The 15,280-nt window shown below is 70.5% G+C and carries 18 protein-coding genes; 12 read left to right on the top strand and 6 right to left on the bottom strand.

Features of this window, described 5'->3' with window-relative positions:
- Positions 1–62: 62 nt before the first annotated feature.
- The 7 genes from WA967_RS02230 (at position 63) to WA967_RS02200 (ending at position 4,888) form a co-directional block, all read left to right on the top strand.
- On the top strand, positions 63–803 hold the full coding sequence (locus WA967_RS02230; RefSeq protein WP_424419266.1) for an AzlC family ABC transporter permease: 741 nt from the start codon (positions 63–65) through the stop codon (positions 801–803).
- Entirely contained in the window at positions 800–1,114 is a 315-nt protein-coding gene (locus WA967_RS02225) for an AzlD domain-containing protein (RefSeq protein ID WP_298867854.1), read from the top strand. The genes WA967_RS02230 and WA967_RS02225 overlap by 4 nt, the downstream gene beginning before the upstream one ends.
- 40 nt (positions 1,115–1,154) lie before the next feature.
- Positions 1,155–1,565 (top strand): histidinol dehydrogenase, encoded by a 411-nt coding sequence (locus WA967_RS02220; RefSeq protein WP_424419265.1) that lies wholly within the window; start codon positions 1,155–1,157, stop codon positions 1,563–1,565.
- 9 nt (positions 1,566–1,574) lie between these two features.
- Positions 1,575–1,895, top strand: a complete 321-nt coding sequence (gene fdxA / locus WA967_RS02215; RefSeq protein WP_298867858.1) for a ferredoxin — start codon at positions 1,575–1,577, stop codon at positions 1,893–1,895.
- Positions 1,896–3,008, top strand: a complete 1,113-nt coding sequence (gene dapC, locus WA967_RS02210; protein ID WP_424419264.1) for a succinyldiaminopimelate transaminase — start codon at positions 1,896–1,898, stop codon at positions 3,006–3,008.
- Between the two features lie 155 nt (positions 3,009–3,163).
- On the top strand, positions 3,164–4,453 hold the full coding sequence (locus WA967_RS02205) for a citrate synthase (RefSeq protein ID WP_424419263.1): 1,290 nt from the start codon (positions 3,164–3,166) through the stop codon (positions 4,451–4,453).
- Between the two features lie 96 nt (positions 4,454–4,549).
- A complete protein-coding gene (locus WA967_RS02200) occupies positions 4,550–4,888 on the top strand; it encodes an SHOCT domain-containing protein (protein WP_424419262.1) in 339 nt (112 codons plus the stop codon).
- Between the two features lie 129 nt (positions 4,889–5,017).
- Here WA967_RS02200 and WA967_RS02195 read toward each other — a convergent pair whose 3' ends face one another.
- Positions 5,018–6,577: a DEAD/DEAH box helicase gene (locus WA967_RS02195; RefSeq protein ID WP_424419261.1), complete on the bottom strand. Its 1,560-nt coding sequence runs from the start codon at positions 6,575–6,577 to the stop codon at positions 5,018–5,020.
- Between the two features lie 294 nt (positions 6,578–6,871).
- Positions 6,872–7,819 carry a 2,3,4,5-tetrahydropyridine-2,6-dicarboxylate N-succinyltransferase gene (gene dapD / locus WA967_RS02190; protein ID WP_424419260.1) on the bottom strand — a complete coding sequence of 316 codons (948 nt, stop codon included), beginning with the start codon at positions 7,817–7,819 and terminating at the stop codon, positions 6,872–6,874.
- A 67-nt stretch (positions 7,820–7,886) separates the two neighbouring features.
- On the opposite strand from dapD, the gene dapE reads away from it, so the two are divergent.
- The 3 genes from dapE (at position 7,887) to WA967_RS02175 (ending at position 10,443) form a co-directional block, all read left to right on the top strand.
- Positions 7,887–8,960, top strand: a complete 1,074-nt coding sequence (gene dapE / locus WA967_RS02185) for a succinyl-diaminopimelate desuccinylase (protein WP_424419259.1) — start codon at positions 7,887–7,889, stop codon at positions 8,958–8,960.
- Positions 8,942–10,156, top strand: coding sequence for a hypothetical protein (locus WA967_RS02180; protein ID WP_424419258.1), 1,215 nt, complete (start codon positions 8,942–8,944; stop codon positions 10,154–10,156). The genes dapE and WA967_RS02180 overlap by 19 nt, the downstream gene beginning before the upstream one ends.
- Before the next feature lie 113 nt (positions 10,157–10,269).
- The gene (locus tag WA967_RS02175) at positions 10,270–10,443 is read left to right on the top strand and encodes a DUF3117 domain-containing protein (protein ID WP_298867871.1); all 174 of its coding nucleotides are present in this window, start codon (positions 10,270–10,272) and stop codon (positions 10,441–10,443) included.
- Positions 10,444–10,543: 100 nt separating this feature from the next.
- Here WA967_RS02175 and WA967_RS02170 read toward each other — a convergent pair whose 3' ends face one another.
- Positions 10,544–11,176, bottom strand: a complete 633-nt coding sequence (locus WA967_RS02170) for an O-methyltransferase (protein ID WP_424419257.1) — start codon at positions 11,174–11,176, stop codon at positions 10,544–10,546.
- A gap of 85 nt (positions 11,177–11,261) precedes the next feature.
- On the opposite strand from WA967_RS02170, the gene WA967_RS02165 reads away from it, so the two are divergent.
- The gene (locus tag WA967_RS02165) at positions 11,262–11,678 is read left to right on the top strand and encodes a twin-arginine translocase TatA/TatE family subunit (protein ID WP_424419256.1); all 417 of its coding nucleotides are present in this window, start codon (positions 11,262–11,264) and stop codon (positions 11,676–11,678) included.
- A gap of 16 nt (positions 11,679–11,694) precedes the next feature.
- Here WA967_RS02165 and WA967_RS02160 read toward each other — a convergent pair whose 3' ends face one another.
- The 3 genes from WA967_RS02160 to WA967_RS02150 are packed head-to-tail and all read right to left on the bottom strand — an operon-like array spanning position 11,695 to position 14,602.
- Entirely contained in the window at positions 11,695–12,834 is a 1,140-nt protein-coding gene (locus tag WA967_RS02160; protein ID WP_424419255.1) for an Mrp/NBP35 family ATP-binding protein, read from the bottom strand.
- The gene (locus tag WA967_RS02155) at positions 12,831–13,340 is read right to left on the bottom strand and encodes a DUF1003 domain-containing protein (protein WP_424419330.1); all 510 of its coding nucleotides are present in this window, start codon (positions 13,338–13,340) and stop codon (positions 12,831–12,833) included. Before WA967_RS02155 ends, WA967_RS02160 begins: the two co-directional genes overlap by 4 nt.
- Positions 13,340–14,602, bottom strand: a complete 1,263-nt coding sequence (locus tag WA967_RS02150; RefSeq protein ID WP_424419254.1) for a magnesium transporter — start codon at positions 14,600–14,602, stop codon at positions 13,340–13,342. The genes WA967_RS02155 and WA967_RS02150 overlap by 1 nt, the downstream gene beginning before the upstream one ends.
- A 77-nt stretch (positions 14,603–14,679) precedes the next feature.
- Between WA967_RS02150 and WA967_RS02145 the strand changes: the two genes are divergently transcribed.
- Positions 14,680–15,280, top strand: a 601-nt coding sequence (locus tag WA967_RS02145) for a general stress protein (RefSeq protein ID WP_424419253.1), incomplete at its 3' end; no start/stop codon positions are given.

The following is a 15,280-nucleotide window of genomic DNA, read 5'->3' as shown; positions in this document are numbered from 1 at the left end:
TTCAGTATGCCAAACGCTCGTTCGATTTGACGGACACTCGCAGAATGTTCAGAATGATGATCATGCGTTCAGTGGAGCGAACAGAGACGGATGCCGTCCGGCACCCCTCGCGCGAGGTGTGGCGCGAGGGGATGGGCGTGGCCATCGCCACCAGCGCCTACGGCATCTCCTTCGGCGCGCTGGCCGTGGCATCCGGCCTGGATGTCTGGCAGACCTGCGTGCTGAGCCTCGTGATGTTCACCGGCGGCTCGCAGTTCGCCTTCATCGGTGTGCTCGGCGCCGGCGGGCTGGCTGCACTGCCCTCCGCCGTCGCATCCGCGGCGCTGCTCGGCGTGCGCAACGTGGCGTACGGCATGCGGATGTCGGGCATCATCGGCCGTGGGTTCCTCAAGCGCGCCGCCGCCGCGCAGATCACCATCGACGAGTCCACCGCCGTCGCGATCTCCCAGGACGACCCGAGGCTCGGCCGTCTGGGGTTCTGGATCACGGGCCTGGGCGTGTTCGTCGGCTGGAATCTCACCACCCTGGCGGGGGCGCTGCTGGGAGACGTGCTGGGCGACCCGAAGGCGTGGGGTCTGGATGCGGCGGCCGCCGCCGCCTTCCTGGCACTGCTGTGGCCTCGCCTCAAGGAGCGCCAGGCAGTGGCAGTCGGTGTGGCGGCGGCCGTCGTCGCGGCTGTGCTCACGCCGGTGCTCATGCCCGGCCTGCCGGTGCTGGTGGCCGCCGTGGTCGCGATCGTCGTCGGCTGGTTCAACTGGCTCGGGCGCGATGCGGCTCCCGCCCGCGAGGAGGCTGTGAAGTGACCATCTGGAGCGCCGTGCTGCTGGCCGCGTGCATCTGCGTGGGGCAGAAGCTCATCGGATACCTCGTGCCCGCCAAGCTGCTCGAGGCGCCGCGCACCGCGCGCATCTCCGACCTGCTGACCGTGGCGCTGCTGGGGGCGCTGGTCGCCGTGCAGTCACTGGGCGCAGGGCAGGCGATCCTCGTGGATGCCAGGGTGCCTGCGGTGCTGGTCGCCGCGGGCCTGCTGTGGATGCGGCAGTCGTTCCTGGTCGTCGTCGCCGCGGCGGCCGCCGTGGCCGCTCTACTGCGGCTGGTGGGCTGGGCCGCCTGAGCGGGGGTGCGCTCACAGCATCCGCCGCTACGCTGGCCCCGTGCGCTCCGCCCTGTCCCGTGGTCTGTCCTGGCTCGCCGCAGCCCTCGTCGGTGCGGTCTACGGTGTCGCGGCGACCATCGCGCACAGTTACACGCTGGGTCCGGTCCCGGTGGGGCTGATCCTCGGAACCGTGGCCTGTGCGGCGCTGCTCGTCGCGCTGCGCGCCCTCACCGGCGACCGCTGGGCGGCTCTCGCCGCCGGCATCGGGATGCTGGGGATGCTGCTGGCCATCTCTCAGCGCGGACCTGGGGGATCCGTGGTCGTGCCGAACACGGCGCTGGGCAACATCTGGATGTACCTCGCAGCGGGCATCGTGGTGCTCGTGGTGATGTGGCCGGACATGGCCAGGCTGCGCGCGCTGTCGGCATCCGCCGCCGGGGCGGGCCGGGATGGCGCCCGCTCGTCGTAGACTTGAGGCGTGACGTATGTGATCGCCCTTCCCTGCGTCGACGTCAAGGACCGCGCCTGCGTCGATGAATGCCCCGTGGACTGCATCTACGAGGGGGAGCGGATGCTCTACATCCACCCTGACGAATGCGTGGACTGCGGCGCCTGCGAACCGGTCTGCCCCGTCGAGGCGATCTTCTATGAGGACGACCTGCCCGAGGAGTGGGCGGACTACTACAAGGCCAACGTCGAGTTCTTCGACGAGCTCGGCTCCCCGGGCGGCGCAGCCAAGGTCGGCGTGCTGCCCTACGACCACGCACTGGTCTCCGCGCTCCCGCCACAGGTGCAGTGAGTGGGAGTCCGCGACCTCGCGAACTATCCCTGGGATGCCGTCGAGCCGTACCGGGATCGCGCAGCCGGGCATCCTGACGGCATCGTCGACCTCTCGATAGGCTCGCCCGTCGATCCCACGCCCGAGATCATCCGCCGGGCGCTGGCCGAAGCCACCGACGCGCACGCCTACCCGCAGACCGTCGGGACTCCCGCGCTGCGCGAGGCCATCGTCGACTGGTATGCGAGGCGCCGGGGCGTGCCGGATCTCGCCGTCGGCAACGTGCTGCCCACGATCGGCTCCAAGGAGCTCGTGGCGCTGCTGCCCCTGCTGCTCGGGCTGGGTGTGGGGGACGTCGTCGTGCATCCGCGGGTCGCGTACCCCACCTACGCGGTCGGCGCGACGACCGTCGGGGCCACGCCGCTGGCGATCGACGACCCGGCCGACTGGCCTGTGGGTGCGAAGCTCATCTGGATCAACACACCGGGAAACCCCGACGGGCGCACCTGGAGCGTCAGCGAGCTCCAGGTCGCCGTCGCGCGGGCGCGCGAGCTCGGCGCCGTGCTGGCCAGCGATGAGTGCTACGCCGAGCTCGGATGGGACGGCCCCTGGGCCTCCGAGCCCATCCCCTCGGTGCTGGACCCTCGGGTCACCGGCGGCACCAGGGCGGGGCTGCTGAGCGTGTACTCGCTGAGCAAGCAGTCCAACCTGGCGGGTTATCGCGCGGCCCTGCTGGCGGGCTGCGCGCGCATCGTCGGGGATCTGCTCACGGCGCGCAAGCACCTGGGCCTCATGCCTCCCGCTCCCGTGCAGCATGCGATGGCCGTCGCCCTGCGCGACGACGACCACGTGGCCGCGCAGAAGGAGCTGTATCGCGCGAGGCGCGAGCTGCTGGTGCCGGCCGTTCGGGCTGCGGGGTTCCGCATCGACGGCTCGGAGGCGGGCCTGTACCTGTGGCTCACCGAGGGCCGTGACGCGTGGGACTCGATGGGGAGGCTGGCTGATCTCGGCATCCTGGCGGGTCCCGGGCACTTCTACGGCGATCACTCCGGCGATCATGTGCGCGTCTCGCTGACGGCTCCGGGGGAGCGCGTGGCTGCCGCAGCGGCTCGGCTGAGGGCATCCGCGCGCTGAAATTGTCGGAATCTGCTATTGGAAGCCCGATCTCTTGGTGGATGTCACAGTAGGCCCGGCACGCGGCTAGGCTGTAAAAGCGATGCGGTCGGGTTCCGACAGGCGCCCTGCGCCACACATCGTCCAAGACGACACAGACGCAGCAGGAGGTAGGCGTGAGCGCAGCTCAGCCTGACAAGGCGACCCTCTCGATCGGCGACACCACCGCGGAGTTCCCGGTGCTGCCCTCGACCAGCGGGAACGCCAGCATCGACTTCTCGACTCTCACCCGCCAGACCGGGTTGACGGCCCTGGACTACGGGTTCGTGAACACGGCTTCGACCAAGTCGGCCATCACGTTCATCGACGGCGACAAGGGCATCCTGCGCTACCGCGGCTACCCGATCGAGCAGATCGCGAAGAACTGCAGCTACCTCGAGACGGCGTGGCTGCTCATCTACGGCGAACTGCCCACGGCATCCGAGCTGGCCGAGTTCGATGACAAGATCCGCCGGCACACGCTGCTGCACGAGGACCTCAAGCACTTCTTCACCGCACTGCCGCACACCGCGCATCCCATGTCGGTGCTGTCCTCGGCGGTGGCCGCGCTCTCGACGTACTACGAGGGCCAGACCGACCCCGCCAACCCCGAGCACGTCGAGCTGAACATGGTGCGGATGCTGGCCAAACTGCCGGTCATCGCCGCGTACGCGCACAAGAAGAGCGTCGGCCAGGCGTTCCTCTATCCCGACAACTCGCTGAGCTTCGTCGACAACTTCCTCAAGCTCAACTTCGGCGTGCAGTCCGAGGAGTACGAGGTCAACCCCGTCATGTCGAAGGCGCTCGAGCTGCTGCTGATCCTGCACGAGGACCACGAGCAGAACGCCTCCACCTCCACCGTGCGCCTGGTCGGCTCGACCGGCGCCAACCAGTTCGCCTCCATCTCCGCCGGCATCCAGGCGCTCTCCGGCCCGCTGCACGGCGGCGCCAACGAGGCCGTGCTGACGATGCTCGGTCAGATCCGCGAGTCGGGTCAGAGCGTGCAGCGCTTCGTGGAGCGGGTGAAGAACAAGGAGGACGGCGTCAAGCTGATGGGCTTCGGACACCGCGTCTACAAGAACTACGACCCGCGCGCCAAGCTCGTCAAGGAGGCCGCTGACGAGGTGCTCGCCGAGCTGGGCGTGCAGGATCCGCTGCTGGACCTGGCCAAGGAGCTCGAGGAGATCGCCCTCGCGGACGACTACTTCAAGGAGCGTCGCCTGTACCCGAACGTCGACTTCTACACCGGCGTGATCTACAAGGCCATGGGCTTCCCGACCCGCATGTTCACCGTGCTGTTCGCCATCGGCCGCCTGCCCGGCTGGCTGGCGCAGTGGCGCGAGCTGAACCTCGACCCGCAGACCAAGATCGGCCGCCCGCAGCAGCTGTACATCGGCGCACCGGAGAGGCAGTTCCCGACGCGCTGACTGGAGCTCACCGCGCAGGTGCGTGGTGACGACGCCGCAGCGAGTGATGCGAGTCCTTGATCGCAGTGAGGTGCTCGCGCCCCATAGAATCCGTGCATGACTGACGACTTCTTCGATGGAACCGTGCAGCAGATGAACGGGCTCATGGCGCTGTTCGGCGTGGTGTTCGCCGCCGTGGTGATCTTCATGATCATCAGCGGCGTGCGCAAGTGGAAGGCCGCCAAGGACGCGGGTTACGACCCGCTGGCGATGGACACGCAGATCGCCGCCCAGCTGGGACGCAGCGAGCTGCTGCGCCCCGCCGGTGCGACGGGTGCCGATGCGTCGCAGAAGTCGATCGAGGAGCGGCTCGCCGAGCTCGACGACCTGCACGCACGAGGTGTGATCTCGGATGCCGAGCACGCGGCCGCTCGTGCGAGGACGCTGGAGGGCTGAGCCGACGACCGGCGGTTCTGAGCCGGGCCTGGTGCACTTCGGGGGTCGGGGCGGCCCCCGAAGTGCGTGCGGTGGACGCGGGTGAGCGGATGCGAGCGGAGCGGATGCCGGAGGCGTCGGCCCTGGTGCTCAGTGGCCCTGCGGGCGGCTGGCGCGGCGCGAACCGGTGCGACGGCCGGCCTGCTGCTGACCGGCCGGGCGCGCGGCGCCGTCTCGGTGCTGGCCGGCCGGACGCGAAGCCTGGTGCTGGCCGGCGGGAGCGCCGGTCTGGGTGCTGTAGCGGGTCTGGCTGCCCTGTGAACGTGCGGGGGAGTGGTCGGCGGCATCCTGACGCCGACCGCCGCGCTGGCGCTGACCGGAACCCGACCGTGCGCTGTCCGAACGCCCGCTCTCGGCGCGCTGTCCGCCGCGGCGACCGCGTGAGCGACCGGCAGACCGGCCGTCGCCCGGCTGGCCCTGGGCCGGCTTGGCCTTCGGCTTGCCCTGCGGCTGCTTGGGTGCGGGCACGTACGCGATCTTCGCAGCGCGCTCGCCGACGAGCTCGTCGATGATGGCGGGGGTGACGTCCTCCAGCGGGGCGGTGATCTGCGCCTTGCGCAGGATGTCCTTCACGTCGCGGCGCTGCTCGGGCAGTGTCACCGTGACGACCGTGCCGGCCTCGCCGGCACGCGCCGTGCGGCCGGAGCGGTGCAGGTACGCCTTGTGCTCGACAGGCGGGTCCACGTGCACGACCAGCTCGACGTGGTCGACGTGCACGCCCCGGGCGGCCACGTCGGTGGCCACCAGCACGCGCACGCCGCCGTCGGCGGGGTCGGCGTTGAACGCGGCGAGGTTGCGCTCGCGGGCGTTCTGACCCAGGTTGCCCTGCAGATCGACGGCGGGGATGCCCGATGCCGTCAGCTGCTTGGCGAGCTTCTTGGCGTGGTGCTTGGTGCGGGTGAACAGGATGCGGCGTCCGGTGCCCGAGGCCAGTGCGGTGACCAGATGCTTCTTGGCGTCGGCGTCGGCGGCCACCAGAACCCGGTGCGTCATCTCGCCGACCGGCACGCTGGACTCGTCGACCTCGTGGCTGACCGCGTCGTGCAGGAACTTCCGTGCGAGGGTGTCGATGCCGTGGTCGAGGGTGGCGCTGAAGAGCAGGCGCTGCCCGTTGCTCGGGGTGGCGGTCAGGATGCGTGTGACGCCCGGCAGGAAGCCCAGGTCGGCCATGTGGTCGGCCTCGTCGAGCACGGCCACCTCCACGGCATCCAGCGAGACGACACCCTGCTTCATCAGGTCCTCGAGGCGGCCGGGGCACGCGACGACGATGTCGACGCCGGCGCGCATGGCCTGCTCCTGCGGGCGCTGGCTCACGCCGCCGAAGACGGTGGTCACGCGCAGGCCGACGGCCTTCGCCAGCGGTGCGATCGTCGCGGCGATCTGCGACGCCAGCTCGCGGGTGGGCGCCAGCACGAGGCCGCGCGGGTGGCCCGCGCGGTGCGCGGAGCGGGAGGCCGCCAGTCGTGCGACCAGGGGGAGGGCGAACGCGATGGTCTTGCCGCTGCCCGTGCGGCCGCGGCCCAGCAGGTCGCGTCCGGCGAGGGAGTCGGGGAGGGTGTCGCGCTGGATGGCGAACGCCTCGGTCTTGCCGTCGGCGGCCAGCACGTCGGCGAGGACGGCGGGCACGCCGAGATCGATGAAGGAAGTCATAGGGGTACTCCGGGAGAAGGCGCAGGTTTTCTGCGGAAATGGGGCGACGGCGCGGGTTCGCGCATCGGTTCGCCGCTCGAGATGTGACCGCGGCCCGGGTGCCGGGGCGGAAGCGTGTCGACGACGCAGACGTCTCGCTTCACGAGGAACGTCGACTCAACCCTAACAGTCCTGCCCGGTTGTCCCTGGACGTACGCCGACACCCCGTCGTGTCGCCCACTCCCCGGCCTGCAGACGCCCATAGGTCGGGTGTCGGCGGTAGGGCGGGTCTCGGCAAGAGGGCAGACGGCACGATCAGGCGTGCAGGGCCGCGTTGAGGGTCACTCCCTGACCGGCCCGCCGCCTGGCCTCGATGGCGCCGGTGATGGAGTTGCGCCAGAACAGCAGCCCGTCGCGCCCGGACAGGGTCACGGCTTTCACCGCGGGGCGGCGGCCGTCGGCATCCTTCGGCTCGTCGACCAGCACCACCTTGGTGCCGGCCGTCAGGTACAGGCCCGCCTCGACGATGCAGTCATCGCCCAGCGAGATCCCCACTCCGGAGTTCGCGCCCAGCAGCGTGCGTGCGCCGATCGACACGCGCTGCGTGCCTCCGCCGGAGAGCGTGCCCATGATGGACGAGCCGCCGCCGACGTCGCTGCCGTCGCCGACCACCACGCCCTGCGAGATGCGACCCTCGACCATGGAGGCGCCCAGTGTGCCGGCGTTGTAGTTCACGAATCCCTCGTGCATGACGGTGGTGCCCGGGGAGAGATGCGCACCCAGGCGCACGCGTGAGGCATCCGCGATGCGCACGCCTGCGGGCTGCACGTAGTCGGTGAGGCGGGGGAACTTGTCCAGCCCTTGCACCTGGATGCCATGCCGCTGCAGCCGCGGGCGCAGCCGCGCCGCGTCGGCGGGCAGCATCGGTCCGGCATTGGTCCATGCCACGATCGAGAGGTGCGCGAAGATGCCGTCCAGATTCACCTCGTTGGGGCGCACCAGCAGGTGCGAGAGCGCGTGCAGCCGCAGGTAGGCATCCTCGGTCGAGGCGACCGCGGCATCCAGATCGATGCTCAGCGCGACCCGCTCCACGATCACGGCGCGGCGCTCATCGGGGCCGGCGTCCAGGCTCAGGGACTCGGACCCCGAAAGGTCATCTGGCAGCTCTCCGAGCCCCAGCGCGGGGAACCAGGCATCCAAGACGGTGTGATCGGATGCGATCGTGCGGAGGCCCGTGCCCCAGGCGGTGCGCGCAGTGCTCATGCTGCAACGGTAGCGCGGCAGGTCTCATGCGCGCTGGGCGTGTGACGCACGGTTTAGTGTGGGGGATATGGTGCTCGATCTGACTGCGTCCGCCGCTGACATCACTCGCGCGATCTGCGACATCCCCAGCGTCTCGGGCACGGAGCGCGCGCTGGCCGATGAGATCGAGCAGACCATGCGCGCCTACCCTCATCTGGAGGTGTCACGGCACGGCAACACCGTCGTCGCGCGCACGAACCTCGCCCTTCCTCAGCGGGTCGTGATCGCCGGGCACATCGACACCGTGCCGATCAACGACAACGTGCCCACCCGCACCGTGCAGATCGACGGCGTCGATCACCTCTGGGGTCGCGGCACCGTCGACATGAAGGCCGGCGTGGCCGTGCAGCTGAAGCTCGCCGCCGAGCTGACCTCCTCCGAGGCCGACATCACGTGGATGTGGTACGACAACGAAGAGGTCGACGAGGCGCGCAACGGCCTGTTCCTGCTGGCGAAGGATCGCCCTGACCTGTTCGCGGCCGACTTCGCCATCCTCGGCGAGCCCTCCGACGGCAGGGTGGAGGGCGGCTGCAACGGCACCCTGCGCGCCATCGTGCGCACCCGCGGGGTGCGCGCGCACAGTGCACGCTCCTGGGTGGGGGAGAACGCCATCCACGGCGCGGCGCCCATCCTCGCGCGCCTGGCCGAGTACCGCGCCCGCGAGATCACCGTCGAGGGCCTCGGGTACCGCGAGGGGCTCAACGCCGTCAGCATCCGCGGCGGTGTGGCGGGCAACGTCATCCCGGACCTCTGCGAGGTCGAGGTCAACTACCGCTTCGCGCCCAGCAAGAGCGTGGCGGATGCCGAGGCGCACGTGCGCGCCGCGTTCGACGGGTTCGAGGTGGAGATCACGGATGCCGCCGCCGGTGCGCGCCCGGGGCTGGACGCCCCCATCGCGCAGCGGTTCCTGGCCGCAGTGGGAGGGCAGGCGCACGCCAAGTACGGCTGGACCGACGTGGCGCGGTTCTCGGCTATGGGCGTGCCCGCGGTCAACTACGGCCCCGGCGATCCGCACCTGGCGCATCACGATGAGGAGCGGGTTCCCCTGGCGCAGATCGATGCTGTCGAACGCGGGCTGCGCGCGTGGCTGACGGGCGCCTGATCCCGGCGCTGCGCGGCTGGGCGCGGCTGCCCGTGATCGGTCGCATCGCGCTGATCTACGTGGCCGCCCGGCTGGTGACGACCGGTCTCCTGCTGCTGGCCTCCGGATTCTCGACCTCGGTCTCCCGGTTCGGGATCGCGCCGAGCCTGCGCGACTACGTGCTCGGCTGGGATGCGCAGTGGTACTGGTGGGTGGCCGTGACCGGCTACCCGCACACGCTCCCGCTGACGGATGCCGGTGACATCGCCGAGAACGCGTGGGCGTTCCTGCCGATCTACCCGTGGGTGGCGAACATCGCCGGCTTCGGCGACTGGGCGGCGGGCGCCGTGCTGGTGTCGCTGGTCGCGGGCTTCCTGGCGAGCCTGGTGCTGCACCGGCTGCTGCGCCCTCGGATCGGCGCCTCCGCGGCGATGTGGGCGGTGGCGTTCTTCGCCTCGGGCCCGTTGGCGGCGATGTTCCAGGTCGGCTATGCGGAGGCGCTCTTCGTCCTGCTCCTGCTGCTGGCGCTGGACCTCGTGGCGCGGCGCCGCTACGCCTGGCTGTACGCGGTGCTTCCGGTGATGGGGTTCACCCGCCCCGGCATCCTGGCGTTCGCCCTGTTCCTGGGGCTGCACGGCATCGTGCGGTGGCTGCACCGTGCGCGCGAGCCGCTGCCGGTGCGCCACATCGTGCACATCATCGCGCTCGGCGCGCTGGCCGTCGTCGTCGGCTTCGCCTGGCAGGTGATCGTCGGCATCGTCACGGGCGACCCGTCGGCGTATCTGAAGACCGAGCTGGCGTGGCGTCGCAACTGGCTGCTCGAGCCGAGCACCGAGTTCCTCCCGTTCGAGGGGTTCGTGCGCGGCGCGGAGTTCTGGGCGGGGCAAGCGGGGATGCCCGGCTGGACCGGCTGGGTGGTGCTGGCGCTGCTGGTGGCGGGAGCCGCGGCGGTGCTGCTGAGCTCGGCGTCGGTGCGCAGGCTCGGCTCCGACATCCGTCTGTGGAGCGCGAGCTATCTGCTGTATCTGCTGGCGGTGTTCTTCCCGCAGTCCTCGACGCTGCGGCTGCTCATGCCGCTGACACCGCTGTGGGGTGCGCTGGCGGTGCCGCGCTCGCGCCGGTACCGATGGGGGATGCTGGCGCTGTGCGTGCTCGCGCAGTGGCTGTGGATTCTGTCGATGTACGGCCTGGCATCCACGTTCTACCAGGTTCCATAGTCGGATCAGAGAGTCCGCACAGGCCGTCTGACCGGCGATTGTTGCGGGTGGCATGTCTCCGGCGCATGCTGACGATAAACTTGGTGCATACCACCGAGCGAAAGGATGCCGCGATGGCAGCGATGAAGCCGAGGACTGGCGACGGACCGATGGAGGCCGTGAAGGAGGGGCGTCTCATCATCGTGCGAGTTCCGCTCGAAGGCGGCGGCCGTCTGGTCGTCTCCGTGAACGATGCAGAGGCCAAGGAGCTCCACGACGTGCTTGGCGCCGTCGTGGCGGCGGTCTGACCGGAGAGCACAGTAGAAGGGGCGGTGGGCGACCACCGCCCCTTCTCGTGTCTTCGGCGGCTGCTCGTGCGTCCGCGCCGCGAGGGACTCTGCGCCGGGCTCAGACCGAGATGCGCGAGAGCTGCAGCAGACCCTCCCCGGTTGTGGAGAGCGCAGCCAGCACGGCCGGCGACTCCTGGGTCTCCTGCACCAGCGATCGGTACGCGCTGGTGACGGCATCGCGCTGCACGGGGTCGGCCACGCGTCCGCCGGCCAGCACCCGCGGCACGAGCACCAGCCCGCCGGGCCGGGCCAGACGCAGGCCGTGCTCGACGTACTCGATGACGTTCTCGGGGTCGGCGTCGACGAGCACGATGTCGTAGGACGCCTCGTTCATGCGCGGCAGGACATCCGCTGCGCGCCCGGTGATGAACCGAGCCCTCGCGGAGGGGATCTTCGCCTCGGCGAAGGCCTGCCTGGCCGCCGCCAGGTGCTCGGGCTCGTTGTCGATGGTGGTCAGCACAGCCTGCGGGGCGCCGCGCAGCAGCCACAGGCCGGAGACTCCGGCGCCGGTGCCGATCTCGACGATGGATCGGGCCGTGACGCTCGCGGCCAGCACCGCGTACTCGGCGCCGACGACCGCGCTGATCGGCGCAGCGCCGAGCTCGAGCGCATGGGCGCGGGCACGGGAGATGGCTGCGGGTTCGACGGTCGTCTCGCGGGCGAATCGGGCGTTCGCGTCGTGTTCGCTCATGGGGTTCTCCAGACGAATCGGGTCATAGACAGCGTAAGCGTCCGCGGTGGATGCCGTGGGCAGGCGCGGCGGGTAGCCTAAGGGGATGGAGTTCGGCCTCACCTTCGACAAGCTGCTGCTGATCGGCCTTGTCGCGGTGCTCATCATCGGCCCTGAGCGCCTGCCGAAGGCCGCTGAGGCGTTCTCCAAGGTCGTCCGTCGCGTGGGGGAGTACCTGCGCGACACCAAGGACAAGATGAAGGACGAGCTGGGTCCGGAGATCGACGAGGTCGACTGGCGCAAGCTGGATCCCCGCCAGTACGACCCGCGCCGCATCATCCGCGATGCGCTGTTCGAGGAGCCGTCGTTCGACAGCGCGCCGAGCGCTCCGAGCGCTGCCGTGACCTCGAACCCGTTCACGGCCGACCCGGTCGCCGAGTCGGCCTCGCCGAGCCGCCAGCCCAGGACGCGCGAGTTCTTCACCCGGGCCACGCCTCCGCCGTTCGACGCCGAGGCCACCTGATCCGCTGACCCGACGGTCAGATCAGCCGCATCGGCAGCGAGCGTCCCGGCAGATCGCGACCGCGGTGCGCGATGGTGCGGGCGAGCTCGATGATGGCCTGCGCCGCGGCATCCTCCGGGTGGTCCAGCACCACCGGCATCCCGGCATCCCCGCCCACGCGCAGCGCGGGGCTGAGCGGGATGGATGCCATGAGCGGAACCTCCTCGGCGGGCGCGCCCTGGTCGCCGGGCGCGCTGAGCGCCGCGGAGACCTCGGCGCCGCCGCCGGTGCCGAACAGGTCGATGACGGTGCCGTCGGGCAGGGTGTACGGCGCCATGTTCTCGACGACGCCGATCACATGCTGCCCGGTGCGGCGGGCGACCAGCCCGCTGCGGATGGCCACCTCCGACGCCGCGCGCTGCGGCGTGGTGACCACGAGCACCTCGGCGTGCGGCAGCAGCTGCCCGATCGTGATGGCGATGTCGCCCGTGCCGGGCGGCATGTCGATGAGCAGCACGTCCAGGTCGCCGAAGAACACGTCGGTGAGGAACTGCTTCACGGTGCGGTGCAGCATGGGCCCGCGCCACGCCACCATCGCCTCGCCGTCGCGCAGGAACATCCCGATCGAGATGGCCTTCACGTCGTGGGCGACCGGCGGCAGCATCATGTCGTCGATGCGCGTGGGCTGCGTTCCGGGAGCGATGCCGAGGAGCCCCGGGATCGAGAAGCCGTGCACATCGGCATCCACCAGCCCCACACGCAGGCCCTGATGGGCGAGGGCGGCGGCGAGATTCGCGGTGACGGTGGACTTGCCCACGCCGCCCTTGCCGCTGGTGACGAGGATGACGCGGGTGAGCGAGTCCTTGGTGAACGGGATCTCCCTGGCGGGACGGCCGTCGCGCAGCTTCTCGGTGAGGGCACGGCGCTCGAAGGGCGTCATGACGCCCACCTGCACGTCCACGTCGGTGATGCCGGGGACGGCAGCGGCGGCATCCCGCACGTCCTGCTCGATGCGGCGCGCCATCGGGCATCCCACGATCGTGAGCACGATGGCGACGTCGGCGTGCGTACCGTCGACGGAGACGGTGCGCACCATGTCCATGTCGCCGATGGGGCGGCGGAGCTCGGGGTCCGTGACCGCGGAGACCGCGGCCCGGACCTGGTCGGCCGTGGTCATGACGGGTTCTCCTCGGCCGGCTCCGGTTCGAGCTCGGCGAGCAGCGACTTCAGCTCCTGGCGCAGCACCTCGCGGGTGACGAGCTTCTCGTTGCGCTCCTCGAGGGCCAGGCGCAGCGCGACGATCTCTCGGGCGAGGTACTCGGTGTCGGCGAGGTTGCGCTCGGCGCGCTGGCGGTCCTGCTCGATCTGCACGCGGTCGCGGTCGTCCTGGCGGTTCTGCGCGAGCAGGATCAGGGGTGCGGCGTACGAGGCCTGCAGCGAGAGCATGAGGGTCAGAGCGGTGAAGCCCAGGGCCGCGTCGTCGAAGCGCAGGGCGTCCGGCATGACCGTGTTCCAGCTGATCCAGAGCACGCAGAACAGCGTGAGGATGACGAGGAAGGCGGGGGTGCCCATCGCCCGGGCGACCCACTCCGTGAACCTGCCGAACCGGTCGCGCGAGGCCGTCTGCGGGCGGGCGGCGCTGGTGCCGGCGCGGGGGGTGTCCAGGCGCGCGCTGCGAGCCATCATCGTGTTCCGCTCGTCTCGGTCTCGTCGGAGTCGTGCGTGCGCCAGTCATCGGGCAGCAGGTAGTCCAGCACGTCGTCGACGCTGATCGCGCCGACCAGGCGGTGGGTGGAGTCCACCACCGGCAGCGAGACGAGGTCGTAGCTGGCCAGCAGGCGGGCCACCTCGGTGGCGGGTGCCGTGACCGAGACCGGTTCGATGTTGTCGTCCAGGATGGCTCCCAGCCGCTCGTGCGGCGGGTAGCGCAGCATCCGCTGGAAGTGCACCACGCCCAGCAGGCGTCCGGTGGGCGTCTCGAAGGGCGGCAGCGTGACGAACACCGCGGCGGCGAGGGCCGGATGCAGCTCGTGGCGGCGGATGAGGGCCAGGGCCTCGGCGACCGTGGCGTCGGCGGAGAGGATGATCGGCTCGGTGGTCATCAGGCCGCCGGCGGTGTCCGGGCCGTAGCGCAGCAGGGTGCGCACGTCCTCTGCCTCCTCCGGCTCCATGAGAGCCAGCAGCTGCTCGAGGCGCTCCGGGGGGAGCTGCGCGAGCAGGTCGGCCGCGTCGTCCGGCTCCATCTCGTCGAGCACGTCGGCGGCGCGCTCGTCGCCCAGGCGGTCCAGGATGCCGACCTGGTCGTCCTCCGGCATCTCCTCCAGCGCATCGGCCAGACGCTCGTCGGGGAGCTCCTCGGCGACCTCGATCAAGCGCTGCTGGGGAAGGTCCAGCAGGGTGGTGGCCAGATCGGCGGCGTGCAGCTCGGAGTAGGTGGCGACCAGCTGCTCGGCGGACTGCGCCTCGCCAGGGCGCTGCTGCTCGGTGACCTCGTTCCACGCTGCGAACGTCGTGGGGCCCTTCGCGAACGGGGAGGCGCTGGTCTTGGCCTTGCGCAGGAACAACTGCGTCACGGCCCATTCGCCATGCCGGTCCTGCTCGATAGCGGCGTCCTCGACGACGGCGGTGCCGCTGCCGTCGGCCAGGCGCACTTTCCTGCCGAGGTACTCGGCCAGCACGCGCACCTCGCCGGGGCGCGGCTGGAAGCGGCGCACGTTGATCAGTCCGGTGCTGATGACCTGCCCGGCGCGGATCGAGTTGACGCGCCCGATGGAGAGGAACACGTGCCGGCGCCCCGGAATCTCCACGATCAGGCCGATCACGCGCGGAGCGGCCGCTTTTCGGTACACGATGACGACGTCCCGGACCTTGCCGAGCCGGTCGCCCACGGGGTCGAACACGGCGCAGCCAGCCAGGCGCGCGACGAAAACCCGTTGTGTGCTCACAGCATCCAGCGTAGTCGGCGCGCCGGCGTGCCGACCCTCGGAGACTCGTCCCCGGAGGCGGATGGGACAATGGGGCGATGAGCATGATGAATCGCCCGGCCCGCGCCAACGATCTCGGTGAGATCGTCGCGTCCTCGCACGACTACGAAGTCGCTCAGAAGACTGTGTCGAAGCTGATCGAGGGTGATGTCCCCGCGCGCGACATAGCGATCGTCGGTCAGGGGGTGCGCACCGTCGAGCGCATCACCGGCAAGCTCGGCTACGCCGCCGCCGCGCGCTCGGGCGCCGTCAACGGCGTGCTCATCGGCCTGGTCCTCTCGGCGATCATGCTGTTCGGCAACGACAAGGCGCCGATCTCACTGTTCCTGGGGTTCATCCTCGTCGGCGTCGCGCTGGGAATGATCATGAGCCTGGTGACGTACTCGATCGTGCGACGGCGCCGCGACTTCGCGTCGATGACGCAGATGCTCGCTGATCAGTACGAGGTGCGTGTGCAGGCGGGGTCGCTGGCGAAGGCTCGGCAGGTGCTGGGTTCAGAGCGGGTCGCCGCGCCGCGGCCGTCCGTGGACCTGAGCAAGCCGCCGCAGTACGGCGAGCGGATCCCCGCGCCGGGTGCGGTTCCGGAGCCTGCTCCTGCTCCTCCCGCGCCCGCTCCGGCGCCTCCGGCGCCGCCCGCTC

It is taken from the genome of Microbacterium sp., from assembly GCF_049650565.1.
GTDB lineage: Bacteria > Actinomycetota > Actinomycetes > Actinomycetales > Microbacteriaceae > Microbacterium.
The sequence above is the reverse complement of the archived record's forward strand: the minus strand, read 5'-3'. Positions and strand labels throughout refer to the sequence as shown.

Bases quoted from the DNA above. Each gene is read 5' to 3' on its own strand.
- WA967_RS02230 (WP_424419266.1), top strand. From the start codon at position 63: ATGCGTTCAGTGGAGCGAACAGAGACGGATGCCGTCCGGCACCCCTCG.
- WA967_RS02200 (WP_424419262.1), top strand. From the start codon at position 4,550: ATGACTGACGACTTCTTCGATGGAACCGTGCAGCAGATGAACGGGCTC.
- WA967_RS02195 (WP_424419261.1), bottom strand. From the start codon at position 6,577: ATGACTTCCTTCATCGATCTCGGCGTGCCCGCCGTCCTCGCCGACGTG.
- dapD (WP_424419260.1), bottom strand. From the start codon at position 7,819: ATGAGCACTGCGCGCACCGCCTGGGGCACGGGCCTCCGCACGATCGCA.
- dapE (WP_424419259.1), top strand. From the start codon at position 7,887: ATGGTGCTCGATCTGACTGCGTCCGCCGCTGACATCACTCGCGCGATC.
- WA967_RS02175 (WP_298867871.1), top strand. From the start codon at position 10,270: ATGGCAGCGATGAAGCCGAGGACTGGCGACGGACCGATGGAGGCCGTG.
- WA967_RS02170 (WP_424419257.1), bottom strand. From the start codon at position 11,176: ATGAGCGAACACGACGCGAACGCCCGATTCGCCCGCGAGACGACCGTC.
- WA967_RS02165 (WP_424419256.1), top strand. From the start codon at position 11,262: ATGGAGTTCGGCCTCACCTTCGACAAGCTGCTGCTGATCGGCCTTGTC.
- WA967_RS02160 (WP_424419255.1), bottom strand. From the start codon at position 12,834: ATGACCACGGCCGACCAGGTCCGGGCCGCGGTCTCCGCGGTCACGGAC.
- WA967_RS02155 (WP_424419330.1), bottom strand. From the start codon at position 13,340: ATGGCTCGCAGCGCGCGCCTGGACACCCCCCGCGCCGGCACCAGCGCC.